This window comes from Corynebacterium humireducens NBRC 106098 = DSM 45392, assembly GCF_000819445.1.
GTDB classification, from domain to species: Bacteria; Actinomycetota; Actinomycetes; order Mycobacteriales; family Mycobacteriaceae; genus Corynebacterium; species Corynebacterium humireducens.
Window position 1 is genome coordinate 77657 of sequence record NZ_CP005286.1, and the last position, 22415, is coordinate 100071.

The 22415-nt window shown below is 67.4% G+C and carries 24 protein-coding genes; 11 read left to right on the top strand and 13 right to left on the bottom strand.

Going from position 1 to position 22415, the window contains the following annotated elements; all coding sequences use genetic code 11:
- Nucleotides 1-22 precede the first annotated feature (22 nt).
- The 4 genes from B842_RS00360 to B842_RS00375 all read left to right on the top strand — a co-directional run bounded on the left by B842_RS00360 (nt 23) and on the right by B842_RS00375 (nt 6248).
- The gene (locus B842_RS00360; RefSeq protein WP_306306306.1) at nt 23-616 is read left to right on the top strand and encodes a DUF4194 domain-containing protein; all 594 of its coding nucleotides are present in this window, start codon (nt 23-25) and stop codon (nt 614-616) included.
- On the top strand, nt 613-3930 hold the full coding sequence (locus B842_RS00365) for an ATP-binding protein (protein WP_040084541.1): 3318 nt from the start codon (nt 613-615) through the stop codon (nt 3928-3930). The genes B842_RS00360 and B842_RS00365 overlap by 4 nt, the downstream gene beginning before the upstream one ends.
- Nucleotide 3931: 1 nt before the next feature.
- Nucleotides 3932-5065: a Wadjet anti-phage system protein JetD domain-containing protein gene (locus B842_RS00370; RefSeq protein ID WP_040084542.1), complete on the top strand. Its 1134-nt coding sequence runs from the start codon at nt 3932-3934 to the stop codon at nt 5063-5065.
- 91 nt (nt 5066-5156) lie between these two features.
- Complete coding sequence (locus B842_RS00375; RefSeq protein ID WP_428839099.1) at nt 5157-6248, top strand: Fic family protein; 1092 nt, start codon at nt 5157-5159, stop codon at nt 6246-6248.
- 186 nt (nt 6249-6434) lie between these two features.
- Here B842_RS00375 and B842_RS00380 read toward each other — a convergent pair whose 3' ends face one another.
- Together B842_RS00380 and B842_RS00385 are read right to left on the bottom strand one after the other, a co-directional pair.
- Nucleotides 6435-7445: an App1 family protein phosphatidate phosphatase gene (locus tag B842_RS00380; RefSeq protein ID WP_040084543.1), complete on the bottom strand. Its 1011-nt coding sequence runs from the start codon at nt 7443-7445 to the stop codon at nt 6435-6437.
- 5 nt (nt 7446-7450) lie between these two features.
- Nucleotides 7451-8002: a DUF4395 domain-containing protein gene (locus B842_RS00385; RefSeq protein ID WP_040084544.1), complete on the bottom strand. Its 552-nt coding sequence runs from the start codon at nt 8000-8002 to the stop codon at nt 7451-7453.
- A 78-nt stretch (nt 8003-8080) separates the two neighbouring features.
- On the opposite strand from B842_RS00385, the gene B842_RS00390 reads away from it, so the two are divergent.
- Complete coding sequence (locus B842_RS00390) at nt 8081-8746, top strand: DUF1801 domain-containing protein (protein WP_040087153.1); 666 nt, start codon at nt 8081-8083, stop codon at nt 8744-8746.
- Between the two features lie 9 nt (nt 8747-8755).
- On the top strand, nt 8756-9283 hold the full coding sequence (locus B842_RS00395; RefSeq protein ID WP_040084545.1) for a hypothetical protein: 528 nt from the start codon (nt 8756-8758) through the stop codon (nt 9281-9283).
- Here the strand turns inward: B842_RS00395 and B842_RS00400 are convergent, their stop codons facing one another.
- From B842_RS00400 to B842_RS00410, 3 genes are all read right to left on the bottom strand, one after another.
- A complete protein-coding gene (locus B842_RS00400) occupies nt 9284-9790 on the bottom strand; it encodes a GNAT family N-acetyltransferase (RefSeq protein WP_040084546.1) in 507 nt (168 codons plus the stop codon). It lies immediately after the preceding gene.
- A gap of 18 nt (nt 9791-9808) precedes the next feature.
- Nucleotides 9809-11044, bottom strand: a complete 1236-nt coding sequence (locus B842_RS00405) for a Fic family protein (RefSeq protein WP_040084548.1) — start codon at nt 11042-11044, stop codon at nt 9809-9811.
- A gap of 115 nt (nt 11045-11159) precedes the next feature.
- On the bottom strand, nt 11160-11702 hold the full coding sequence (locus B842_RS00410; RefSeq protein ID WP_040084550.1) for a DNA-3-methyladenine glycosylase: 543 nt from the start codon (nt 11700-11702) through the stop codon (nt 11160-11162).
- 32 nt (nt 11703-11734) lie between these two features.
- Between B842_RS00410 and B842_RS00415 the strand changes: the two genes are divergently transcribed.
- Together B842_RS00415 and B842_RS00420 are read left to right on the top strand one after the other, a co-directional pair.
- Complete coding sequence (locus B842_RS00415; protein ID WP_040084552.1) at nt 11735-12316, top strand: HAD family hydrolase; 582 nt, start codon at nt 11735-11737, stop codon at nt 12314-12316.
- On the top strand, nt 12313-12825 hold the full coding sequence (locus tag B842_RS00420; protein WP_040084554.1) for a gamma carbonic anhydrase family protein: 513 nt from the start codon (nt 12313-12315) through the stop codon (nt 12823-12825). The genes B842_RS00415 and B842_RS00420 overlap by 4 nt, the downstream gene beginning before the upstream one ends.
- Before the next feature lie 7 nt (nt 12826-12832).
- On the opposite strand, the gene B842_RS00425 is transcribed toward B842_RS00420, so the two are convergent.
- From B842_RS00425 to arsB, 4 genes are all read right to left on the bottom strand, one after another.
- Nucleotides 12833-13141, bottom strand: a complete 309-nt coding sequence (locus tag B842_RS00425; RefSeq protein ID WP_040084556.1) for a thioredoxin family protein — start codon at nt 13139-13141, stop codon at nt 12833-12835.
- Between the two features lie 24 nt (nt 13142-13165).
- The gene (locus tag B842_RS00430; RefSeq protein WP_040084557.1) at nt 13166-14218 is read right to left on the bottom strand and encodes a permease; all 1053 of its coding nucleotides are present in this window, start codon (nt 14216-14218) and stop codon (nt 13166-13168) included.
- A 67-nt stretch (nt 14219-14285) separates the two neighbouring features.
- Nucleotides 14286-14684 (bottom strand): arsenate-mycothiol transferase ArsC, encoded by a 399-nt coding sequence (locus B842_RS00435; RefSeq protein ID WP_040084559.1) that lies wholly within the window; start codon nt 14682-14684, stop codon nt 14286-14288.
- Nucleotides 14681-15748, bottom strand: coding sequence for an ACR3 family arsenite efflux transporter (gene arsB / locus B842_RS00440; protein WP_040084561.1), 1068 nt, complete (start codon nt 15746-15748; stop codon nt 14681-14683). The genes B842_RS00435 and arsB overlap by 4 nt, the downstream gene beginning before the upstream one ends.
- A 77-nt stretch (nt 15749-15825) precedes the next feature.
- Here arsB and B842_RS00445 point away from each other — a divergent pair, with 77 nt between their 5' ends.
- Both B842_RS00445 and B842_RS00450 read left to right on the top strand, forming a co-directional pair.
- Nucleotides 15826-16140 (top strand): ArsR/SmtB family transcription factor, encoded by a 315-nt coding sequence (locus tag B842_RS00445; protein ID WP_040084563.1) that lies wholly within the window; start codon nt 15826-15828, stop codon nt 16138-16140.
- Between the two features lies 1 nt (nt 16141).
- Nucleotides 16142-17101 (top strand): FAD-dependent oxidoreductase, encoded by a 960-nt coding sequence (locus B842_RS00450; RefSeq protein ID WP_040084564.1) that lies wholly within the window; start codon nt 16142-16144, stop codon nt 17099-17101.
- On the opposite strand, the gene panC is transcribed toward B842_RS00450, so the two are convergent.
- Nucleotides 17064-17915 carry a pantoate--beta-alanine ligase gene (panC, locus tag B842_RS00455; RefSeq protein ID WP_052437640.1) on the bottom strand — a complete coding sequence of 284 codons (852 nt, stop codon included), beginning with the start codon at nt 17913-17915 and terminating at the stop codon, nt 17064-17066. The genes B842_RS00450 and panC overlap by 38 nt on opposite strands.
- On the bottom strand, nt 17912-18721 hold the full coding sequence (panB, locus tag B842_RS00460; protein WP_040084566.1) for a 3-methyl-2-oxobutanoate hydroxymethyltransferase: 810 nt from the start codon (nt 18719-18721) through the stop codon (nt 17912-17914). Before panB ends, panC begins: the two co-directional genes overlap by 4 nt.
- Nucleotides 18722-18899: 178 nt before the next feature.
- On the opposite strand from panB, the gene B842_RS00465 reads away from it, so the two are divergent.
- On the top strand, nt 18900-19898 hold the full coding sequence (locus B842_RS00465; protein WP_040084568.1) for a hypothetical protein: 999 nt from the start codon (nt 18900-18902) through the stop codon (nt 19896-19898).
- 89 nt (nt 19899-19987) lie between these two features.
- Here B842_RS00465 and B842_RS00470 read toward each other — a convergent pair whose 3' ends face one another.
- On the bottom strand, nt 19988-21055 hold the full coding sequence (locus tag B842_RS00470; protein ID WP_040084571.1) for an ROK family protein: 1068 nt from the start codon (nt 21053-21055) through the stop codon (nt 19988-19990).
- A 55-nt stretch (nt 21056-21110) separates the two neighbouring features.
- On the bottom strand, nt 21111-22400 hold the full coding sequence (locus B842_RS00475; RefSeq protein WP_040084573.1) for an MFS transporter: 1290 nt from the start codon (nt 22398-22400) through the stop codon (nt 21111-21113).
- Between the last annotated feature and the right edge of the window lie 15 nt (nt 22401-22415).

Genomic DNA, 22415 nt, shown 5'->3' on the forward strand with positions numbered 1-22415 from the left:
GTGGCCAGGCGATTCCGGGACCTTGTCCTATCACTCGCGCCGGGCTCTGGTGCAGCTGCTCAAGGGGCCGATGATCCGGGCGGAGATGCATCCGCAGGTGTGGAAGGCGATCGTCACCGATCGGGGGGCACTGCAGACTGCTCTGCACAATGTCTTCCTTGACCTCGTCCTCGACGAGGAAGCCGGGATCGCCTTCTCCCGGGCCGCAGCCGGCGGGCAGGACGTGGAGGTCGAGGGACGCCAGGAACCGGTGCCGAAAGTGCTGCGCACCGAGTCACTGAGCCACATGGACACCCTCATCATCCTGCACCTGCGGCAGGAACTGGCGTTGGCGGCGCCTGGAGAGCGTGTCATCATCGACCGTGGTGAACTCCGGGACCAGATCCTCCTCTACCGGGTCGATGCAGAATCCGATGAGGCGAAGCTCGCCCGACGTTATGAGGCGGCGTTCAAGCGGATGATCGACTATTCGTTGATGTACAAGACCGAGACCGAGGGGCGGTATGAGGTGTCTCCTGCCCTGAGACAGATCTTCGATGCAGCCACCGTCGAGGGGGTCCGTGTCGAGTACGAGCGATTCCGCACCGACACCACCATTCCGGAGGACCAGGCATGAGCATCCATCCCGGCCAGTACCGCCTTTCGCGGATCCAGCTGATCAACTGGGGCACCTTCGAGGGAAGCCTGGACATCCCGGTATCGCGGGAGGGTTTCCTCATCACCGGTGGATCTGGGTCCGGAAAGTCCACGCTTATCGACGCCATCACTGCGGTCCTCCTCCCCGGTGACCGCGTGCGCTTCAACGCCGCCGCGCAGGCGAACACCCCGCGAGGCAAGGGACGTAACCTCGTCTCCTATGTCCGGGGTGCATGGCGTTCCCGCGAGGACCACGCCTCCGGCCAGGTGGTGGCCACGTATCTGCGACCTCGGGCAACCTACTCTGTCGTCGGTCTCACCTACGACAACGCCGAGGGGGAGGTGTACACCCTCGTGGCGATGTTCTATCTGAAATCTGGTCATAATTCACCGACTGATGTGGAACGTTTCTACGGCCTGTTCTCTGGTGAGTTCACTGTCTATGGACTGGTGGACTATCTGGGTAGTGGCATCGACAAGAGGCGCATCAAGGCGGTCCACAAGAAGGCGATCTTCTCCGACAGGCACTCCGTGTTCGCGGCGAAATTCCGTTCCCGCCTGGGGATCGCCAGCGAGGAGGCCCAGTTCCTTCTGCACCGCGCTCAGTCGGCGAAGGACCTCCAGAGTCTCGACGACCTCTTCCGGGACTACATGCTCGTCGAACCGGACACCTTCGCCAAGGCCGACCGTGCCCTTGAACAGTTCGGGGACCTCGAGGGAGCCTATGAACGGGTCGAGGACATCCGCGCTCAGGTGGAGGCGCTGGAACCCCTGGTGGGGCTGCAGAAGAGAAAGGAGGAGGCGTCGACAAGCAAGGAGCATGCACACCACCTCAAGCAGGCCCTGCCGACGGTGACCAACCGGATCAAGCGTGAGGAGCAGGAAGCGCTGGTGCGGCGTTTCATCATCGAACATGACGAGGCCCTGTCCCGGTTGCAGAGTGCACGCCAGGCCTTGACGCACGCCGCGGAGATGCAGCGGATCGCGCAGGACGCGGTGGACCGGACACTCGGTGCACGACATGGTGAGCTCAGTGCGCGTCGGTCCGCGGCGGTGGAGCAGGCGCAGCGGACACGTGCGGAGCGAACGCGGGTGGTGGAGGCGGTGGCCGGTATCGGCGGCGTGGAACCGGAGGATGCCGAAGGCTATCAGCAGCTGAGCAATGACGCACGGGTGATAGTTGACGAGTTCACGGAGCGTCGGGAAAAGCTCGATGCCAGCAGTGAGGAGGCCGTCAGCGCCCGGACCCGCGCCGAGGATGAGCTCAAGGCGGCGGAGAAGGAGCTGAATGCACTCAGTCGTGGTACCAGCAACATCGAGGCCCGGCTTCTCGACGTCCGCGACAAGCTGTGCCGAGATCTCGGTCTCAACAACCGTGATCTCCCCTTCGCGGGTGAACTCATCGATCCGGTCGACGCGGACTGGGAACCGGTGATCCAACGGCGGCTGAGCACTCTGGCGGCCACTCTTCTGGTGTCGGAGACGGTGTTTCCCCGGGTGCGGGAGTGGGTCGATGCGCACCACCTCGGTGCCCGACTGGTGATCAACGCCGTGCACACGAAGGAGACCTACTCGTCCCCGCGTCTGGCCCACAATGCTCTGCCCCGCAAGGTGACCGTCATCGAATCCCCGTTCCGTGACTGGCTGCACGCAGAACTGGGTAAGAGGCACAACTTCCTGTGTGTGGCAGATGCCGGGGCACTCGGGGAGCTCCGCCCCAGCGACAACGGAGTCACTCTGCAGGGTCTGGTCAGATTCGCGCTGCGGTCCGGTGACCCCACCGAGAGGCTGGAGAAGGATGACCGGCGTCGCCTCGGTGACCGAAGCACCTATCGTCTCGGGTCCACGAACCACGCGAAGATTGAGCTGCTCCGGCAACAGGTTGCCACGTTGCGTCGGACAGTGGAGGCTGCGAGAAATCGTCTCCGCGAGGCACGCGTGCGTATCGAGGGACTCCAGCGGGAGTACCAGGCAGCGCAGCTCATTCTGCGGACCACGTGGGCGGATGTGGATGTCGCCGCAGCAGACACCGTCGTGGCGGATCTGGATCGTGCCCTTGAGGAGCTGACCAGAACTCCTGTGGCCGCTGAACTACAGCTCCGTCTGGAGGCAGCGACCCTCGATCTCCGGCGGGCGGATCAGGCCGCCGAGGAGGCCGTGCGCCATCAGGCTGTCCTTGCGGACAAGAAGGGCACCGCAGAGAAGGAGCTGGCCCGTCTAAAGTCACAGCCGGTCGCCGACGTGGACGAGGACATCGCGCGCGAGCTAGAGGAGCGGCTCACTGGTGCCACTCGCCGCCTGCACGCAGGCAACGTCGATGAACGCACGCAGGCACTGCGCGAGGAACTCGACCACCGGCTCGAGGCGTTGGAGGTAACGTTGCGCAACACCGACACACAGATCGGAAATCACCTCACCCGCTACATCCAGACCTGGCCGGCCGAGCAGGCGGACATCCTGCCCCAACCGGAGTACATCGGGGAGGCCCTCAACCGGCTGACCCTCCTGCGCGATGACCGACTCGCGGAGTTCACCCAGCGGTTCCTCTCTCTCATGAACGACATGTCCACCCGCAACCTGGGTGCCATTGCGCGTACCCTGCGCAACGCGCGCCGGGAGATCGAGGAACGCATCGAACCGATCAACCGTTCCCTGGCCCGCTCGGAGTTCAACACCGATCGCTACCTGCACATCGAGGTCCGGGACAGACGTGGGGAGGTCGTCGTACAGTTCCAGCGTGACCTCGATGAGGCCACCAGCGGAGGACTGGGCAGCAGCGACGAGAAGCAGGCGTTCGCTCGCTACCAGTCGATAGCGAAGATCATGCGGAAGCTCGGTTCCCAGGATTCCGCCGATCGACGCTGGCGGAGCCTGGTGCTGGACACTCGCCGACACGTCAGCTTCATCGGGCTGGAGCGCGACAGCGCCGGCGAGACGATCAACACCTACGTCGACTCCACCTCCTTGTCCGGTGGGCAGGCGCAGAAGCTGGTGTTCTTCTGCCTGGCTGCGGCGCTGCGCTACCAGCTGGCCGAACCGGGGGCGCAGTACCCGGCGTATGCCTCCGTCATCCTCGACGAGGCCTTCGACCGCGCCGACCCCGCCTTCACCAGGCAGACCATGGACGTGTTCGCCAGCTTCGGTTTCCACATGATCCTGGCCACGCCACTCAAGCTCATCCAGACCCTGAGTCCCTACGTCGGTGGCACCGTGGTGGTCAGCTACTCCGAGGCGCCCGATTCCCGCGGGGAGGTCCGGGGTGTGTCCGGACTGTCCCGGATCGAGGTGGGCTGACATGGTGGTCATGCGTGCCGACGCCCGGGTGAAACTGCAGAGCTACATCCGCCGTCACCGACGGAAACTGCTTCTCGACGCCTTCCCCGGCCACGGCTTCCCCCTCCACCCTCCGACTGCCCGCGCCGCGGCTGCGGACGAGAAGGGGGCCCGCCGATTCGTCCGGGACTGGGAGGGCGTACCGGGCGTCGTGTGGGAGAAGCGCGACTGGACGGCGGCGGGTGCCGGCCGGCACCCGGTGCCTGTCCGCTTCGAGGTGGACAGCCTTGATGCGCTGGTGCAGGAGGCGGAGCTGGGGGCGGAATGGGCCGCGTGGGTGCAGCGCCGAGACCTGCTGGTGGACGCAGGGTGCGACAGGGAGGCCGTCGTCACGGCCATCGCCCTGTGGGCGGATCAGGGGATGCCGACCCTGGAGACAGCACTGCGTGTGGTGACCTGGTTTCGGGAACGCCCGGGTGTGACGGTGCTGCCCCGTGCCGTGGCCGTGGAAGGGGTGGATACCAAGTGGCTGGAACGTCACCGCCCGCTGGTGGAGACCCTGTTGGCCGCTACTCGGGGAGTGTCCGGCCGCGAGGACCTCGGGCTGCTGGCCCCACCCGACCGCGTGCGGATGCGATCTCACCCCGGTGAGGGCCCCGGTGGGTTGAGTGATGTGGAGGTTCCCGTGGAGGAGCTGGCTGCCGTCTCACCGGCACGCGGCATCCTCATGGTGGAGAATCTCAGCAGCTTTCTCGCCCTGCCGACATGGCCGGGGGTTGTTCACGTGTGGGGTGTGGGTTACCGGGCGGCGTCATTGGCTGCGGAACCCTGGTTCCGGGCTGCACCCCTCCTGTACTGGGGCGATCTGGATGCCGACGGCTTCTCCATTCTCTCGAATGTACGCGGCATCCACGGGGATGTGACATCGGTGCTCATGGATGTGGACACCGTGCGCAGGTGGTCCCGTCTCGGAGTTCCGGACCGGGAATTCCAGGTGCGCTCCTATCCGGGACTGACCGAGGCGGAGGGAGCGGCCGTCGAGGCGCTCATTATGGCCGGGCATCTGCGCATCGAGCAGGAGCGCATCCGTTTCGACGTTGCGGTGGCGGCGATCGAGGAGGCTGTGTTGATACGCCTGGGCCGGAGTGGTGCCTGAGTTTTCCCTGGTCACGATCATCCCGAAAGATCATATGTCGATTTTTGGGAGAAAGATCGACATATCCCCGGGATATGCTTACGCTGTGTACATGAACGGCATGCCGTCGACTTTTGACCCTGACCTTCCCTACAACGACCTACCTCCGTTGCCGCCCCCAATTGAGGTGGAGACCAGAGGGGTCCTCAAGGCGGTTGTAGCTGCGCGAGAACAGCTGGCGGCGCTGGATACGGCGTGCCGTCTGATCCCCAACCCGCACATCATCACGTCAACGATTCCCCTGCGTGAGGCACAGGCATCGACTGAGATCGAGAACATCGTCACCACCAATGACGAACTCTTTCGCGCGGCGTGGGCTGTCGATGCGGATCCGTCCCCGGCCACCAAGGAAGCTCTTCGTTACCGCGAGGCGCTGCACCGGGGAGTTGCGCAGCTCGGCGAGCGGCCGGTGTCCGTGAAGACCGCCGAAATGCTGGGATCCATTCTGCAGGGAGGGCCGGCTCTCATCCGCTCAACTCCCGGGACCTTCATCGGAGATCCGGCGAAGAAGACGCGGGTGTACACGCCGCCCGAGGGTAGGGAGGTCATTGAGCGACACCTGGGGGCATGGGAACGATTCATTTATTCAGACCATGACCTCGATCCGTTGGTTCTCATGGCGGTGACCCACTATCAGTTCGAGGCAATCCATCCTTTTTATGATGGAAATGGTCGAACGGGACGGCTGCTGAACGTTCTACTTCTCATTCAGGCGAACCTGCTGCAGCTTCCTGTTCTCTATCTCTCCGGGTACATCGTCTCCAACAAGTCCGAGTACTACCGTCTGCTGCGGGCAGTCACGGAGGAGTCTGCCTGGGAGGACTGGGTGCTGTTCATGGTGCGCGGTGTTGAGCAAGCCGCCCGTGACGCTTATGAACTGATCAACCGGCTTCGTGACCTGCAGGAACAGACCGCAGCGGAGATCCGTGGAATCGGAGGAATTCAGCCTGCTGCGGAGCTCGCGGAAGTTCTGTTGATGAATCCCTACGTGCGCATCCAGGACGTCATTGACGCTGAGCTTGCGCAACGGCAGACGGCGTCCAACTGGTTGGCCAAGCTGGTCCGTGCCGGACTCCTGGTGGAGGTGAAGGTGGGCAGGCAGAAGATCTTTGTCAATGGCCGGGCACTGGAGATCCTCACCTAAATCCCACATGTCGATTTTCCGCCCGAGAATCGACATATCCGAGGGACATGTCGACCCGGTGTACATGTCAAACTCTGTTCCGTTCGCCGGGCACTCGTGCGGATGTACCCCGATGTGCCCAACCCGGGGGTAAAGGCCCAGTTCAGAATCCTCTGCCAAGCACAAAAGGGTACGTCACAACAGCCCCTACCCCAGGAACGGGTCCTTCCGGTACTCCTCCAGCAGCTCGTGCCCGTCCTCTCCGACGATGGTGCGCACGCCGAAGAGCTCCTCGCGGCGGGCCTGTGCGAGCGGGGCGGCGGTGCCGTGGGCGAGGACGTGCTCCTGCGGGCTGAGCTGCCGGATGGCCACGCCGGCCACCCGGTCCGGGTGCTCGAAGACGAGTTCGGAATAGGTGAGGGGGTCGTGCTGTCCGTCGTCGCCGATGAGGATCCAGTGGATGTCGGGGTACTCGATGATGAGGTTGCGCAGCTGGATCTTCTTGTGCTCGGCGCCGTCGCGGAAGAGGCCGGTGGGGGTGGGTCCCCAGTCGGTGAGCAGGAGGGGTCCGGTGGGGAAGTTGTGGCGTGCGAGGAAGTCCACGAGGGTTCCGAAGGTGTTCCAGGCACCGGTGGACAGGTAGAAGACGGGCATGTTGGGGTGGTTGCGGCGTAGTTCGGCGTAGAACTCGGCCATGCCGGGTACGGGGCGTCGTTGGTCGGTGCGCTTCACCCAGGCGTTCCAGGCGGCGATGAGTGCCCGTGGCAGCCAGGTGACCAGGACGGTGTCGTCGATGTCGGAGATGATGCCGTACCGCACGTCCGAGTCCACGATGAGGATGCGGGCGCTGGTGGCGGGTCCGTCTGCGGGTTCGAGGCTGACCTCGTGCCATCCGGGTGTCAGGCCATGGTCGTGAACGAGGACGTCGATGTAGCCCTGAGCGTTGGTCCGGGATTCCACCACGAGGTCGCCGATGCGGACGGACACCGGGATGTCGCTGACCTGGGTGGTGAAAAACTGCCGCCAGCCGCGCTGGACCTGGTTTGACGCCGGGTCGGGGCTCTCCATGAGGACGCGTCCGAGGACGTGGAGGCGGGTGGGGCTGCCGTAGCCGTGGAAGCCGGTGACGGCCGGTCGCCATCCCTGGGCTGCTTTACGACGCACCCCCGTCGCGTTGATCCGCCGTTCCACGGTGCGTGCGATGTCCGAGATTCCCATGGGGGTCAGCGTACGTGGATGTCCACCTCGGCACGGGGGATCTCGAGCGTGGGGGCCTTCGCGCGGGCGTAGCGGGCGGTGACATCGGCGCAGTCTGCACACACGTCCTCGGGGATGAGTCCGAGGCGGATGAGCTGGCCGAAGATCCGGCATCCGAGGCAGAATCCGAACGCGGCCTCGAGGGTGGCGGCGGCAGCGAGCATCACGAGGGTCACGGTGGCGGCGTGGTGCCAGCCGGGGAGGCTGAGGCTGAGGGCGGTGGCGCTGAAGGCGAGTCCGAGGGCCTGGGCGAAGCGTTTCGGGGCGCCGGCGGTGAGGCGGGGTGAGCGGCGCAGCAGCGGGACGAGCACGTGGACGGAGAATCGGGCGAGAGGGGAGTAGCGGGGGCCGCCGGCGACGCGCAGGGCGAAGCCGAGCGTCAGGAGGGTGAGCAGGAGCAGGCGGGTCGGGCCGGTGGTGAGGATGGTGGCCAGAGTCAGGAGGACGACCAGTCCCGCGGTGACGCGGGCGGCGTGCTCGTTGACGGTGGCGGGGAAGGCGAGGAGCGGATGGGCCATGCCAAGGAGCCTAGACCGGTAGGTCTGGGAATGAAAGACATGTCAGTCTGTGGGGTGTGTTGCCCTAGAATCGCGGCCATGAGCACACCCCTGGAGGAGATCCCCGGTGTGGGGCGTCCCGCCCGCGACGCCCTCACCGCCGCCGGTCACCCGTACCTCGAGTCGCTCGCCGGCGTGGACTGGGCGGAGTTGCTGGGGTTGCACGGCGTCGGCAAGCGGGGGCTGGAACGCCTGCAGGCGGCACTCCGGGAACGGGGGTTGAGCATGGCGAACGCCCCCGAGCCGGAGGAACGGGCGGCGGAGTGGACGCGCGGGCACACCGGCGTCAACGCCCCCGACCTGCGGACCGCGGAGACGACGCAGTCCCCGGCCGGGTACGTCGACGGCCTGGAGGGGCGGCGCCGGGAGCACGGGCGTCTGCTGCTGGAGATCTTCGCCCGCGCCACCGGTGAGGAACCGGTCATGTGGGGGCCGAGCATGATCGGCTACGGGCGGGTGCACTACCGCTACGCCACGGGCCGGGAGGGCGACACCTTCCACGTCGGGTTCAGCCCGCGGAAGGCGCGGATCTCCCTCTACGGGCTGCAGGGGACGCCGCGTTCGGAGGAGCTGCTGGGGAGGCTGGGGAAACATGAGACGGCGGTGTCCTGCGTGTACGTGAACAAACCGGAGGACATCGACCTGGACGTGCTCGAGGAGCTCATCCGGCTGGCGTGGGAGACCGATCCGGGGGCGTGCAGCTAGCCTGGCACCATGACCGACACCTTCCTCAGTGACACCAGCCTGGATCTGCTCCGCGGGCTCGTCGGTGCGCAGCTGCGCACCTTCGGCACGGACCTGGAACTCGATGACGGGGTCGGGGCCTTCGGGGCGTGGCTCGACACGGACCGGGGGGTCGTGGAGCTGGAGTTCGTCGAGCAGGTCGTCGACTTGCAGGAGGGCGGCGAGCGCGTCGAGTCGGTGCTCGAGGCCCGCCCCGGGGAGGCCGACGGTGACGCCCACGACCTGCCCGGCACGATCACGGGGATCCGGCGGATCCAGGACCGGGTGGCGCTGATCGACAAGCTCAGCGGCGAGCAGCAGTGGGAGTGGTGGCGTGACTCGGGAATCCGCGTCAGCCTCGACACCGGCGGGGAACTGGTCCTGCACTGCGCGTCCCCGGTGACCATCGAGGTCGCGATGCTCACCGGCTCCCCGGTGGAGCTGCCGGCCCCGCCGCAGGTCTACCAGGAGGGCGAGCGGCGGAGGTACGAGTACGGGCGTCGCGAGGTGGAGCTCTAGCTACACGACGAACGCGTCGTGGTACCACACCGTGCCCGTCGGCAGGGTGGTGTCCGCGAGGGGCAGGGCCCGGAAGTACTGCGGGTCCATCCCCGGCAGGCGCAGGTCAGGGGCGTCGACAAAGTCGAAACGGCCGAGGAAGGTCGGGTCGCCGACGGACACGGCGCCGGCGGCGCCCATCTCCCGCAGCTCCTGCAGGGCACGCTGCATCAGCAGGGAACCGATGCCCTCGCCCTGGCGTTCCGGGGCGACACTGATCGGGCCGACGCCGAACCAGTTCCCGGTCCCGTCGGAGATCTTCACCGCGGACGCCGCGATGTGCCCCACCAGGGACGCGCCCTTGACGGCCATGAAGGAGAAGGTGAGGGCGTCGGCGTCGCGCAGCCGCTCCACGATCGCGGCCTCACGCTGACGCGAGTAGGGCTTGTCGACGAACGCGCGCGACGTGAGATCCCGGATGGCGGGGATGTCGGCCTCGGCCTCGCGGCGAATGGTGAAGCTGTTCATGCTCCCAGCATACGGTCTTCACCAGTCGGTACCGGGTTCGGGAAGCCTCAGGAGACGTCTGCCCTGAGGGGAGAGGATGAAACGGAGAGGACGCAGCGACGTCGTGGACACCAGCCCATCCTGCTCCATGTTCCTGAGATAGTGGCGTGTCTGCTGCTCGGACAATTCCAGGTAGGCGGCAATTTCAGAGAGCCTGGTTCCGGAGGAGGTCCCGAAAAGGTCGATCTGGCCCAGGAGGAAGAGAATTCTCCTCACATGCTCCGGCTCGATCTCGCCGGACTGTCGAAGGTTCTCCATCTCCTCGTCGAGCTGCCCGAGAAGGTAATGGTGTGCGACCAGGTCCGTGAGGAGTTGTTGCTGTGATTCGGAGATCGCCTCCATCATCATGAGGGCAAAGGGGGTTCCGTCACCACGGTTCAGCGGATCCTCAACATCAGAGAAGGCCCTGTAGTACTTCCGGCGGTCCTCGTGCAGGATTCTAGAGAGACTCAGGGCTGTCACCGTCGACAGCAGTTCACTCAGGCGAAGTCCCAGCAGGTAGCGACCTGTCCGGCCATTGCCGTCATAGAACGGGTGGATGCACTCAAACATGAAGTGTGACATCACAGCGGACACGAGTGGTGCGTGCTGCGTTTCAGACATCGCCATCAACGTTATGTGCAGGCCCTCAATGATCTTGGACTCCGGCTGAAAGCCACGATGCACGGACCTGCCTCCGGGGTCGGTGACATCGACCGGCTCGGCGCGGAACAGTTCACCGTCGAGGCGCTCCCCCTCCTCCAGTTCTCCGTCCATGATCTTGTCGTACAGCTCCCGGATCTCCTGCACTGATGTGGGAACGACACCGTTGCCGTGGCCGAGTGCCAGGTAAAGGTGAGAGAGTTCCCGGAATCGGCGGTGCTGTCGCGATGCCCCACGGACGTCCTCCAGAGCGTCCTGAATCTGGCGGCGTGTGGACTGCACCCCTTCGATGGCGTTGGTGAACACGACCTCATCGAGAAGGAGTGAACGGATGTAATGTCCTCGGACCCCCGGGGGAAGGCGCTCCCATGATCTTGTGATTTCCACTTCTTGCCGGTGAATGACCTCGACCAGGGAGACGAGTTCTGGGATGAGGATGCAGAAGAGAGTGTGCTCACCCACGGGTAGATCCCACCGCAGTGCGGCTTCACTGTTGCGTCGAGCCAGGTGAAGCTCACCAGCAGCGGACGCTCCGACCGCGTGGAAGACCTTCTTCAGATGGCGGTAGGTCATGTGCGTGCTCAATCCAGGTCTGGTGGTGAAAACAGGAGAATCGCCCCCGATCCTACTCCTTATTGATGAAAACAGCCCTTTTCCATCAATAAGGAGTCCCGTAAAGGGGCCTTATTCATGGCCGTCCCCGCCGCCTGGAGACCGTGCGGTCCCCGGGGATCCAGAAACGCAGCGGCGCGTCCACGTTCCGCGAGATCCCGATCCGCGGTCCGGCCACCCACTCCACCGGTTCCGCAGGCGGTTCCAGCGTGACCTCGATGCCGTTGTCCTCCAGGGAGAGACCCAGCGTCCTGCCCAGGTTGCCGGGGCCGGAGGCCAGGCGCTCGAAGGGGACGTCCCCGCGGCGTCGATAAGCGGTGTCGAGCCCGCCCACCACCTCGCCGGCCCGCATGAGGCACCCCTGCCCGACGCCCTCCGGGGCGCAGACGATGTTGCCCGCCAGGTGGATGCCGTAGGAGAGGTAGACGTAGAGTCGTCCGGGCGGGCCGAACATGGTCGCGTTGCGCGGGGTGAGACCGCGGTAGGTGTGGGCGGCCTCGTCCTCGGCGCCCAGGTAGGCCTCGACCTCGGTGAGCCGCACCGACACCCCGTGGAGGGTGACGACACAGCCCAGCAGATCAGGTGCGACAAGGTCGGCGGTTCGGGTGACATCGATCATGCCGTCCCAGTGTATTTACGTAGAGTGGTGTCATGACTGCTGTGCTGTTCGACCTCTTCGGGGTCCTGCTCAGGGAGCGGACCGATGCCGGGCGACGCCGCGTGGAACGTGCCGTGGGGGGCGACGCGGGCATGTGGGCGATCTACGACGATCTGCGCCCGGCCTATGATTCCGGCGACGTGAGCGACGAGCGTTTCTGGCGTCAGCTCCAGGTGCGCACCGGACTCGACCCCTTCGACATCTCCGAGGCCGTCGCCGCCGACTGGGAGTCCTCCATGGAGGAGGACCCCGACATGGTGGCGCTCGCGCTCTCACTCATCGACGACCACGTGTGCACCGGCATCCTCTCGAACCTGCCGGCCGGCCTCGCGAAGCGGGCCCGCGCCGAGCACGAGTGGCTGGGGCGTTTCGACGCGGTGACGATGTCCTGCGACATCGGCGTGATCAAGCCCGACCCGCGTGCCTACGCGGTGGCCCTCGACGCGATGGGCGTGCCCGCCAAGGGGACGTTCTACTTCGACGCCGACCCGGTCAACGTCGCCGCCGCGGCGGAACTGGGCATGAACGCCGTGCTGTTCACCGGCGTGGATTCCGTGCGGGAGGCGCTGGCATGATCATCGAGTTCGAGGGTAAGAAACCGCGCATCCACCCGACGGCGTGGATCGCGCCGAACGCGGTGATCATCGGCGACGTCGAGATCGGCCCCGACAGTTCCGTGTTCTACGGCTGCGTCCTGCGCGGCGACGTCAACGCCATCCGCATCGGCGCCCGCACCAACATCCAGGACAACTCGGTCCTGCACGTCGACGGCGACGCTCCCTGCATCCTCGGCGACGATGTCACCGTCGGCCACATGGCGCTGGTACACGGTACGACGGTCGGTGACGGCACGCTCGTGGGCATGAAGTCGGCGCTGCTCTCGCGCTCGGTGATCGGTTCCGGGGCGCTCATCGCCGCCGGGGCCGTGGTGCTCGAGGGATTCGAGGTGCCGGACCGCACCCTGGCCGCCGGCGTCCCCGCGAAGATCCGCCGCGAGCTGGCCCCGGAGCAGTACGAGGGTTTCATCCCGCACGCCGGACGCTACGTCGACCTGTCGAAGAGGCACGCGGCGCTGGGGGAGTAGCCTGACCTCAGCCGAGCTTTTCCTCCAGCAGCGCCTTGGCCTCTGCGGTGCTGAGGGCGCGGGCGGAGGAGACGACCTCCTCGTCGATGACCAGGGCCGGGGTGCTCATGACCCCGTAGGCGGCGATCTGCGCGAAGTCGGTGACGTGGCTCGGGGTCTCGGTGCTGCCCATCTCCGCCAGGGCCTGGGTCACGGCGGACTCCAGGGCCCGGCACTTACGGCAGCCGGGCCCGAGAATCTTCACCCGTGCGGTGTCGGGTTCGGGGGCGGACATGCCGAGGTCGATGGTCTCCTTCTTCTTTCCGAACAGTCCCATGACGGGTTCCTTTCTGGTCGGGTGCTACATGAGCAGGTGCTGGGTGAGGTTGAAGAAGTGGCCGACGATGATGATCCCGACCATGCACACTCCGAGGAACACGGCGAGCAGACGTCCGGAGATGACCCGCTTGAGCATGATCGCCGAGGGCAGGCTGAGGGTGGTGGTCGCCATCATGAAGGCCAGCACCGTGCCCAGCTGTGCGCCCTTGGCCAGCAGCGCCTCGGCCACCGGGATGGTGCCGAAGATGTCGGCGTACATGGGCACGCCCACCAGGGTGGCGACGATGACGCCGAACGGATTGTCGCTGCCCAGGGCCGTTTCCACCCAGCTCTGGGGGATCCAGTTGTGAATGAGGGCACCGATGCCGACGCCGACGAGGACGTAGGGGAAGACCCGGCGGAAGGTGTCGGCCGTCTGCTCCCCGGCGAAGTCGAGGCGCTGCCGACGCGTGAGCTCCGGGTCGGCGACGTCCACGGCTGGGCCGCCCGCCTGGCTGACCTCGACCGGAACGCGCGACCGGGCGGCGGTGGCGAAGGCGGTGACGTGGGACTCCATCCGCAGCTTCTCGATCACGGAGCCGCCCACCACCGCGATGACCAGTCCGAGCACCACATAGGCGGCGGCGATCCTGAAGCCGAAGATGCTGGAGAGGAGCACCACGCTGGCGAGGTCGACCATCGGGGAGGAGATGAGGAAGGAGAAGGTCACTCCCAGGGGTAGCCCTGCGGCGGTGAATCCCATGAACAGGGGGATGGAGGAGCAGGAGCAGAAGGGGGTGATGGTGCCGAGCAGGGCGCCGAGCGTGTTGGCAGGCAGACCGCGGACGCGCCCGAGGATGCGGCGGCTGCGCTCAGGTGGGAAGTAGCTCTGGACGTAGGAGACCCCGAAGATGAGCAGGCCGAGGAGCACGGAGATCTTGATGACGTCGTAGAGGAAGAACTGCACGCTGCCGCCGACCCGGGTGCCCACATCCAGCCCCAGCGCCGTGAGGAGGCGGCCGATCAGGTCATTGAGCCAGGCCATGCCGAGGACCTGGTGCTGAATGAGGTCGGAGAGGGTGCTCAGCCAGTTCATCGTGACCTCCTTCCGTGCTCACCACCGAGCCTATCCCACATATTGATTCTGGTCGATGTGTGGTCGCCTACTGTGCGACGAGTGCCTGCACGCGGGCGTCGATGTCGTCGCGCACGAGGCGCATGCGCTCCATGCCGGTGATGCCGCGCAGGGAGGGCTCGTCGGTGACCCAGCGCTCGAGGGTGCCGGTGGCGTCGGCGGGCATGTCCAGTTGCGCGTCCTCGCCGAGGACGATGACGTGGTCGATGCGGCGCAGCAGGTCCGGGTCGATGCCCTTGGGGGTGCCGCCGGACATGTCGGCGCCGACCTCGGCGATCGCCTCGACGGACTCGGCGTTGAGTTGTGTGCCGGGGCGGGTGCCGGCGGAGTGGATCTCCCACCCGGGGGCGTGCTTCGCGGCCAGGGCGGCGGCCATCTGGGATTTGCCGCCGTTGCCGACGCAGACGAAGAGGACGGAGGTGCTCATGAGTGGATGAGTTCCTTTCGGTTGGCGGTGGGCAGGGTGGCGTCACCGGGGTAGAGGCGGGGTGCCAGCCACAGCATGACGTACACGAGGCCGACGAGCACGGGGACCTCGATGAGGGGGCCGATGGTACCGGCCAGGGCCTGCGGGGAGGTCGCGCCGAAGGTGCCGACGCTCACCGCGATGGCCAGCTCGAAGTTGTTGCCGGCGGCGGTGAAGGCGACGGCCGCGGACTTCTCGTAGTTCAGCCCGACCAGCTTCGTGGCGATCACGGAGATGAGGAACATGCCCACGAAGTAGCCGAGCAGGGGGACGGCCAGGCGGGCCACGGTCCACGGCTGGCCGGTGATCTTCTCGCCCTGCAGGCTGAAGAGCAGCACGATCGTGTACAGCAGGCCGATGAGGGCGAGCGGGGAGATCCGCGGGATGAACACGGTGTTGTACCACTCGCGTCCCCGCAGGCGCTCGCCGAGGATGCGTGAGGCGGCGCCGGCGGCCAGCGGGATACCGAGGAAGACCAGGACCGAGACCACGATCGACCAGAAGGAGAACTCGGCGGCGGTGGTCGGCAGCCCCAGCCAGGAGGGCAGGACCTGCAGGTAGAACCAGCCGAGGACGCCGAACATGAGGATCTGGAACACGGAGTTCACGGCGACGAGGACGGCGGTGGCCTCGCGGTCGCCGCAGGCCAGGTCGTTCCAGATGAGGACCATGGCGATGCAGCGCGCGAGGCCGACGATGATGAGGCCGGTGCGCAGTTCCGGCTGGTCGGGGAGGAAGATCCAGGCCAGGGCGAACATGAAGGCGGGGCCGATGACCCAGTTGAGCAGCAGGGAGGCGGTCATGAGCCGTCGGTCGGCGGTGATCTCGGCGGTCTTGTCGTAGCGCACCTTCGCCAGCGGCGGGTACATCATGACGAGCAGGCCGAGGGCGATCGGCAGGGAGATCTGGCCGATCTCCATCGTGCCGAGGAGGTCGGGGAGGCCGGGGACGGTGCGGCCGAGGAGCAGTCCGGCGGCCATGGCGAGCAGGATCCACGCGGGGAGCCAGCGATCGAGGAAGGACATGGAGAAACCTCACGTATTGAAGGTGGTCAATGTGAGCGTACTTCCGTCATAGATGCCCGTCAATATATGGTGGGGGTATGAAGGACTGCTGCGCTTTGAACAAGGGCCCACTCACCGACGAGGAGGTCGCACGCTACTCACGGCTGTTCTCCTGCGTGGCCGACCCGACGCGGTTGCGCATCCTCTCCGAGATCGCCGGCTGCGGCTGCGACCCGGTGACCGTCAACGAGCTGGCGGAACGCATCGGCCTGAGCCAGCCGACCATCTCGCACCACCTGAAGAAGCTCACCGGGTGCGGCCTCATCGCCCGTGAGCAGCAGGGCCGCACCGTCACGCACACCGTGCTCCCGGAGGCCTTCGCGGAGCTGCGCGCCGTCCTCCAGATGGACTGACATGATCCACGACGTCATCATCGTCGGCGCCGGTCAGTCCGGCCTCGCCACCGCCTACTACCTGCGCCGTCACGGCATCGACCCCCTGCTTCTCGACGCCCAACCCACCCCCGGTGCCGCCTGGCTCCACGTGTGGCCGTCGATGACGTTGTTCTCCACCGCGGAGTTCTCGAACCTGCCCGGCATGCCCATGCCGGCCTTCGACGGTTTCCCGCCGGCGCAGCATGTGGTCGACTACCTCACCGCATACGAGAAGCGCTATGACCTGCAGGTGGAGCGTCCCGTCACGGTGGAGCAGGTGACGCACGACGGGGAGGTGTTCACGCTGCACGCAGGTGAGAGGACCTGGCGGGCCCGCCAGGTGGTGGCGGCGACGGGGACGTGGTCGGCCCCCTTCGTGCCCCACTATCCGGGCACCTTCCGCGGACGGCAGTGGCACTCGGCGAACTACCCGGGCCCGGGGCCTTTCGTGGGCACGCGGGTCGCGGTGGTCGGCGCCGCGAACTCGGCGGCCCAGATCGCCGCCGAACTCACCGGGGTCGCGGACGTCACCTGGTACACCCGGCAGGAACCCCGCTGGATGCCCGACGACGTCGACGGCCGCGTGCTCTTCCGCCGCAACAGCCTGCGGGCCCTGGCGATCCTGCGCGGGGAGGAGGACCCGGGGGCGGACTCCGAGCTCGGGGACATCGTGGTCCTGCCCGCGGTGAAGGCCGCGCGGGACTCCGGCCGCCTGCGGGCGACGCCGCTGTTCCGCAGCCTCGACGAGGTGGACGCGGAGCACCTCATCTGGTGCACCGGCTTCCGCCCGGCGCTGCGTCCCTTCCGGCGGGTCCTCGACCGGGGGCTGCCGCTGCACCTGGTGGGCTACGGGGACTGGCTCGGCCCCGGTTCGGCGACGATCGTCGGCGTCGGCCCCTACGCTAAGCGCGCGGCGGAAGCAGTCGCACGTTGTCGATGAGCCGCGTGCCACCCACGTGGATCGCGGCGACGGCCAGCGCGCCGGCGCCGACCTCGGAGACCGGCAGCAGCGTCGCGGCGTCGACGACCTCGAGGTGGTCGAGTTCCACGCCCTCGGCGGAGCGCAGCGCCTCGCGGGCACCCTCGACGTCGAGGGGGTCACCGGCGGCGGCGCGGTCACGCAGCGCGGCCAGGGTGCGCGGCAGGACGAGCGCCTGCTCCCGCGCCTCGGGGGTGAGGTGCTGGTTGCGGGAGGACTCGGCCAGGCCGTCGGCACCGCGGATGATCGGCACCGGGCGGATCTGCAGCGGGAAGTCCAGGTCCATGACCATGCGCTGGATGATCGCCAGCTGCTGCGCGTCCTTCTCACCGAAGTAGGCGCGGTCCGGCTGGATGAGCTGGAACAGCTTGGCCACCACGGTGGTCACGCCGTCGAAGTGGCCGGGACGGGAGGCGCCCTCGAGGCGCTCACCCATCTCGCCGGCCCGCACCCACACCTGGGGCAGGCCGTCCGGGTACATCGCCTCGTCGGTCGGCGCGAACACGACGTCGACGCCGAGCTTCTCCAGGAAGGCGACGTCCTTGTCCAGGTCACGCGGGTAGTGGCGGAAGTCGTCGCAGTCGCCGAGGTCGGTGAACTGCAACGGGTTGACGAAGATGCTCACCACCACCGAGGAGTTCTCCTCGGCGGCCAGGGACACCAGACGGCCGTGACCCTCGTGGAGCGCACCCATGGTCGGCACGAGGCCGACGGAACCCTGCAGATCGGCGACGGCGGAACGCAGCTGCGCGACAGTGCGCGCGACGACGGTCACTGCTCGTCCCGGAAGGACTCGGACTCGTCCGGGAAGGAGCCGGACTCGACGTCGGTGCGGTAGGCACGGGCGGCGTCGAGGAGCATGTCCCCGATCTCCGCGTAACGACGCGCGAAACGCGGCGTACGGCCGCGCGTGAGACCGAAGGCGTCGGTCCACACGAGGACCTGGCCGTCGGTGTCGGCGCCGGCGCCGATGCCGATCGTCGGGATGGTGAGCTCGCGGGTGATCTCCCCGGCGATGCCGGCGGGGACCATCTCGAGGACGACGGCGAAGGCGCCGGCCTCCTGGACGGCGAGGGCGTCGGCGCGCAGCTTCTCCGCGGCCTCCCCGCGACCCTGGACGACGTAGCCGCCGAGGGCGTGCTCGGACTGCGGGGTGTAGCCGATGTGGGCCATGACGGGGATGCCGGCGTCGACGAGCGTGCGGATCGTCGGGGCGATCTCGACGCCGCCCTCGATCTTCACCGCGGCGACACCGGTCTGCTTCATGAACCGGGCGGCCGTCTCCAGCGCCTGGGCGGGGGAGACCTCGTAGGAGCCGAAGGGCAGGTCGGTGACCACGAAGGCGCGTTCGGTGCCGCGGGCGACGGCGGTCGCCATGGTCATCATCTCCTCGACCGTGATCGACAGGGTCGAGTCCTGGCCCAGGACGACGTTGGCGGCGGAATCGCCGACGAGGAGCAGGTCGATGCCCGCCTCATCGAAGATCGCGGCGGTGGGCGCGTCGTAGGCGGTCAGGCAGGAGATCTTGCGGCCCTCGGCCTTGGCCTGGGCGAAATGGCGGGTACGCATCCGGGAAACCATGGGCAAGAGTATATGCCCCCCTGTTCCCACGGAAGGCATGTGTGCGGAAGTACCCTCTTGTTCACCCCAGGAAAACCTGACCTGGGAAAACTCCCGGAGCTCGCGAACAAGCGGGTGCCTCACAACGCCACCGACGTGTGGAGGTGCGTGCCGCAGGCGCTGATGGGAGACTGCGGACATGAACCAGGTCGGGGGGCCGGTGATCAGCACCACGCGTGCCACCGGGGCAGAGCGTCAGAGAATCATCCGGGGTTGGCGGAATGACGAGTACGTCCGCCTTGCGCCCGGACACTACATCGAGAGCGGACAGGCCGAGGACCTGACGCGGGAGGAGAGGATCAAGGCCCGCATCGTCGCATACGCCTGTACCGCCCCGAGGTCTGCGGTGGTGGGGATCTCAGCGGCCCACCTGTGGGGGTTCCCCGTCGCGGACTCCCACCGGGCACTGGAGCAGCAGGGGGTCGAGCTGGCGTCGTTCGTCGCCCGGACCCGGCGCTCCGGGGTGGTGCGGCACCGGAGGCTGGGGAGGAGGTCGCACGCGGGTTCCCTGCACTCGCATGAGACGGATTTCGGCACGGTGCTGGTCACGGATGCACTGACCACGGCACTCGATCTGTCGCGGTGGTCCACGCTCGATGATTCGGTGCGGGCGCTCGACTACGGCCTGGCGCACGAGCTGTTCACACGCGAGGAGGTGGAGCAGCGGGTGGGGACACTGGGCGCGGTGAAGGGGATCGCGCACGTGCAGCTGGCTTTCCTGCTGGCCTCCTCAGGATCGGAGAGTCCACGGGAGACCGACGTCAAACTCCTGTTGTGGAGGATGGGGACGCCGGTGCCGTGGCAGCAGGCCGAGATCAGGTCGCGACGCGGGGTGTGGCTGGGGCGTGTCGACTTCTTCTATCCGGATCTGGGCCTGATCATCGAGTATGACGGCGCGGGCAAGTACCTCGTCGATCCCGGTGACCCGCACTCCACGAAGGCCCGGGAGTACGACCAGAACGAGCAGTACCGGATCAACGGTCTGGTCCCCGTCCACATCAATGACGCGACCCTGCGGAACGGGATCGCCGAGGAGCTCATCCGCGATTACGTCGCGAGCCTCTCGGTCCTGGCGACCCCCTATCCGGACCACTGCTGGTCTGCCGAGCACCTGGCGTGGACGGCACCGGAGGGGTGATGTGCGGAAGTACCCGTTTGTCCGCGTGAGGAGAATCTGACCTGGGGAAACTCTCCACGCACGGGGACGGAAGGGTACTTCCGTACGCGCTACACCCCGCGCGTCGCACCGTAGAGCGCCAGCGGCTCGCGCAGCGTCTGATCCAGGGCGACGGCGCGGGCGATGGCGCGGACGACCTCCCGGTGGGTCGGGATGAGGCGCAGCTGGAGCTCCGGGATCCGGGCCCGCACGGCCGCGGCGAAGAGTTTCGGGGCGGCGGGGTCGTCGAGGAAGGCGGAACCGGCGACGACGACGGTGGCGGGGGAGTGCTGCTGCGCCAGGTCGGCGGTGAGTTCCCCGAGGCGGCGGGCACGCTCGTCGAGGACGGGGCGGGCGGCGGGGTCGGCGGCCGCCGCGGAGACGGAGGGCCAGCGGCCGTCGAGGACGCCGGCAGTGGTCAGCCCGCGCGCGGAGTCGGGCAGGTCGATCTGGTGGACGCCCTGCTCATCGGCGACGGCCGCGCCGATCGAGTCGTCGGCGAACAGGGCCATCGTGTCGCTCGTGTCGGTGCCGGTGGGCAGTTCCGCGGACTGGATCTCGGAGCCGAGGATCGCGGGCACCGCCGCGGAGACGACGACGGGCACGGAGAACTGGTAGCGCAGGCGGCCGGCGAAGTCGACGCCGTGCCAGCCGAGGTTGGGGGCGTCGACGACGCCGTCGTCGGTGACCCGGCCGGAGGTGGTCACGCCCACCGACGCCAGCGGGCGGTCCAGGCCCGCGGTGAGGCGGTTGAGGCCGGCCATGACGTGCTCGATGAAGTCGGACTCGGTGAGTTCGGCGACGGGGGTGGGCACGTCGGCGTCGCGGATGGTGCGTCCGCGGGTGTCGAAGAGCCCGATGTAGGTCGTCGAGGTGCCGACCGCGATGCCCGCGTGCAGCGCCGGGTGGTTGGTCAGCTCGAGCGGGATCGTCGGGCGTCCGCGCCCCTGGGAGCGGGTGAGGTCGGTGCGCTCGTGGACGAGTCCCGCACCGATCAGTGCGCTGATGGCGCGGGTGATGGTGGGCTGGGACAGGCCGGTGGCCTCCACGAGCTCGCTGCGCGTGACGATCTGGTGCAGTCGCACCAGGTGGAGGCATTTCGCCGCCGGGGTGCGCGGACGTGAGAAGACGGTGGCCATGACGGCATACTACATAAATTCAGACAACTTTGTCTAATTTCACGGACTGATCGGTCTAGGGTTCCTGCTTCGCGATGTCCCGCGGCCCCGGCTTCAGGTAGTTCGTGAACCCCGGCACCAGCACCGCGCACGCCAGCGTGCCGACGATGACAAGGGCGCCGCCGAGCAGCGTCGTCAGGCCCACGCCGAGCGGCGCGGCCGCCCAGCCGTGCAGGACGTCCGCCATGCGCGGGCCACCGACGACCACGATGATGTAGACGCCCTGGATGCGGCCCTGCACGTGCTCCGCCGCCGACTGCTGGAGGATCGCGGTGCGCAGCGCCGCCGAGAACATGTCGGCCGCCCCGCCCAGGACGAGCATGAGGATGACCATCCACGCCCACAGCGTCACCGCGCCGGGGCTGAGCATCACCGCACCGCCGGCGACGACCACGGCGGCACCCCACGCGATGATGCACACGATGACCGCCAGGCCCTGACGCACCACCCGCGACACCCAGCCGGAGAGCAGCCCGCCGAGCACCGCGCCCGCCGCCATCGAGGAGTAGAGGAGCGCCAGCATGATGCCGCCGTCGCCGGGTTCGCCGAAGCTCACCGCCGCGATCTCCGGGTAGAGGGCGCGCGGCATGCCGAAGGTCATGGCGATGATGTCGAGCAGCATCGCCACCATGAGCACCGGCTGGGTGCGCAGGTAGGCCAGGCCGTCGACGATCGAGCGGAAGCCCGCCCGCTGCACGTCTCCCTTCGGCGGCAGGGCGGGCAGCGCCAGCACCGCGCCGAGCGTCGGGATGAGCAGTGCGGCGTCGAGGGCGTAGAGCCACGAGTAGCCGATGAAGGGGATGAGGGCACCGGCCACGAGCGGTCCGACGATCGCGCCGAACTGCATGAGCATCATGTTGAGGCTGGAGCCGGCCGCCAGGAGCTCCAGCGGCAGGATCGACCGGAACACGGCCGTGCGGGTCGGCTGGTTGACCGCGAAGAAGGCCTGCTGCAGGGAGAACACGGCCAGCAGCCACCACGCGTTGGTGTTGCCCGCCACGGTCAGGCCCCAGAAGGTCAACGCAGTGACGATCATGCCGACCGTCGAGCCGACGAGCACCTTCCGCTTGTCGAAGCTGTCCGCGATCGACCCGCCGTACAGGCCGAAGATGACCAGCGGCACGAGGCCGAAGAGTCCGGTGAGTCCGACGTAGGCGGAGGAGCCGGTGATCGAGTAGATCTGCGCCGGCACGGCCACGACGGTCAGCTGGGCGCCGATCATGGTGGCGATGTTGGCGATCCACAGGCGTCGGTAGGCGGGGACCTGGAGCGGGCGGGTGTCCGCCAGGATGGCGCGGAGACTCACGGGGCCACCGTTCCC

Excerpts from the sequence above, each read along its gene's own strand:
- B842_RS00365 (WP_040084541.1), top strand. The coding sequence starts at position 613 with ATGAGCATCCATCCCGGCCAGTACCGCCTTTCGCGGATCCAGCTGATC.
- B842_RS00370 (WP_040084542.1), top strand. The coding sequence starts at position 3,932 with ATGGTGGTCATGCGTGCCGACGCCCGGGTGAAACTGCAGAGCTACATC.
- B842_RS00375 (WP_428839099.1), top strand. The coding sequence starts at position 5,157 with ATGAACGGCATGCCGTCGACTTTTGACCCTGACCTTCCCTACAACGAC.
- B842_RS00380 (WP_040084543.1), bottom strand. The coding sequence starts at position 7,445 with ATGGGAATCTCGGACATCGCACGCACCGTGGAACGGCGGATCAACGCG.
- B842_RS00385 (WP_040084544.1), bottom strand. The coding sequence starts at position 8,002 with ATGGCCCATCCGCTCCTCGCCTTCCCCGCCACCGTCAACGAGCACGCC.
- B842_RS00390 (WP_040087153.1), top strand. The coding sequence starts at position 8,081 with ATGAGCACACCCCTGGAGGAGATCCCCGGTGTGGGGCGTCCCGCCCGC.
- B842_RS00395 (WP_040084545.1), top strand. The coding sequence starts at position 8,756 with ATGACCGACACCTTCCTCAGTGACACCAGCCTGGATCTGCTCCGCGGG.
- B842_RS00400 (WP_040084546.1), bottom strand. The coding sequence starts at position 9,790 with ATGAACAGCTTCACCATTCGCCGCGAGGCCGAGGCCGACATCCCCGCC.
- B842_RS00405 (WP_040084548.1), bottom strand. The coding sequence starts at position 11,044 with ATGACCTACCGCCATCTGAAGAAGGTCTTCCACGCGGTCGGAGCGTCC.
- B842_RS00410 (WP_040084550.1), bottom strand. The coding sequence starts at position 11,702 with ATGATCGATGTCACCCGAACCGCCGACCTTGTCGCACCTGATCTGCTG.
- B842_RS00415 (WP_040084552.1), top strand. The coding sequence starts at position 11,735 with ATGACTGCTGTGCTGTTCGACCTCTTCGGGGTCCTGCTCAGGGAGCGG.
- B842_RS00420 (WP_040084554.1), top strand. The coding sequence starts at position 12,313 with ATGATCATCGAGTTCGAGGGTAAGAAACCGCGCATCCACCCGACGGCG.
- B842_RS00425 (WP_040084556.1), bottom strand. The coding sequence starts at position 13,141 with ATGGGACTGTTCGGAAAGAAGAAGGAGACCATCGACCTCGGCATGTCC.
- B842_RS00430 (WP_040084557.1), bottom strand. The coding sequence starts at position 14,218 with ATGAACTGGCTGAGCACCCTCTCCGACCTCATTCAGCACCAGGTCCTC.
- B842_RS00435 (WP_040084559.1), bottom strand. The coding sequence starts at position 14,684 with ATGAGCACCTCCGTCCTCTTCGTCTGCGTCGGCAACGGCGGCAAATCC.
- arsB (WP_040084561.1), bottom strand. The coding sequence starts at position 15,748 with ATGTCCTTCCTCGATCGCTGGCTCCCCGCGTGGATCCTGCTCGCCATG.
- B842_RS00445 (WP_040084563.1), top strand. The coding sequence starts at position 15,826 with ATGAAGGACTGCTGCGCTTTGAACAAGGGCCCACTCACCGACGAGGAG.
- B842_RS00450 (WP_040084564.1), top strand. The coding sequence starts at position 16,142 with ATGATCCACGACGTCATCATCGTCGGCGCCGGTCAGTCCGGCCTCGCC.
- panB (WP_040084566.1), bottom strand. The coding sequence starts at position 18,721 with ATGGTTTCCCGGATGCGTACCCGCCATTTCGCCCAGGCCAAGGCCGAG.
- B842_RS00465 (WP_040084568.1), top strand. The coding sequence starts at position 18,900 with ATGAACCAGGTCGGGGGGCCGGTGATCAGCACCACGCGTGCCACCGGG.
- B842_RS00470 (WP_040084571.1), bottom strand. The coding sequence starts at position 21,055 with ATGGCCACCGTCTTCTCACGTCCGCGCACCCCGGCGGCGAAATGCCTC.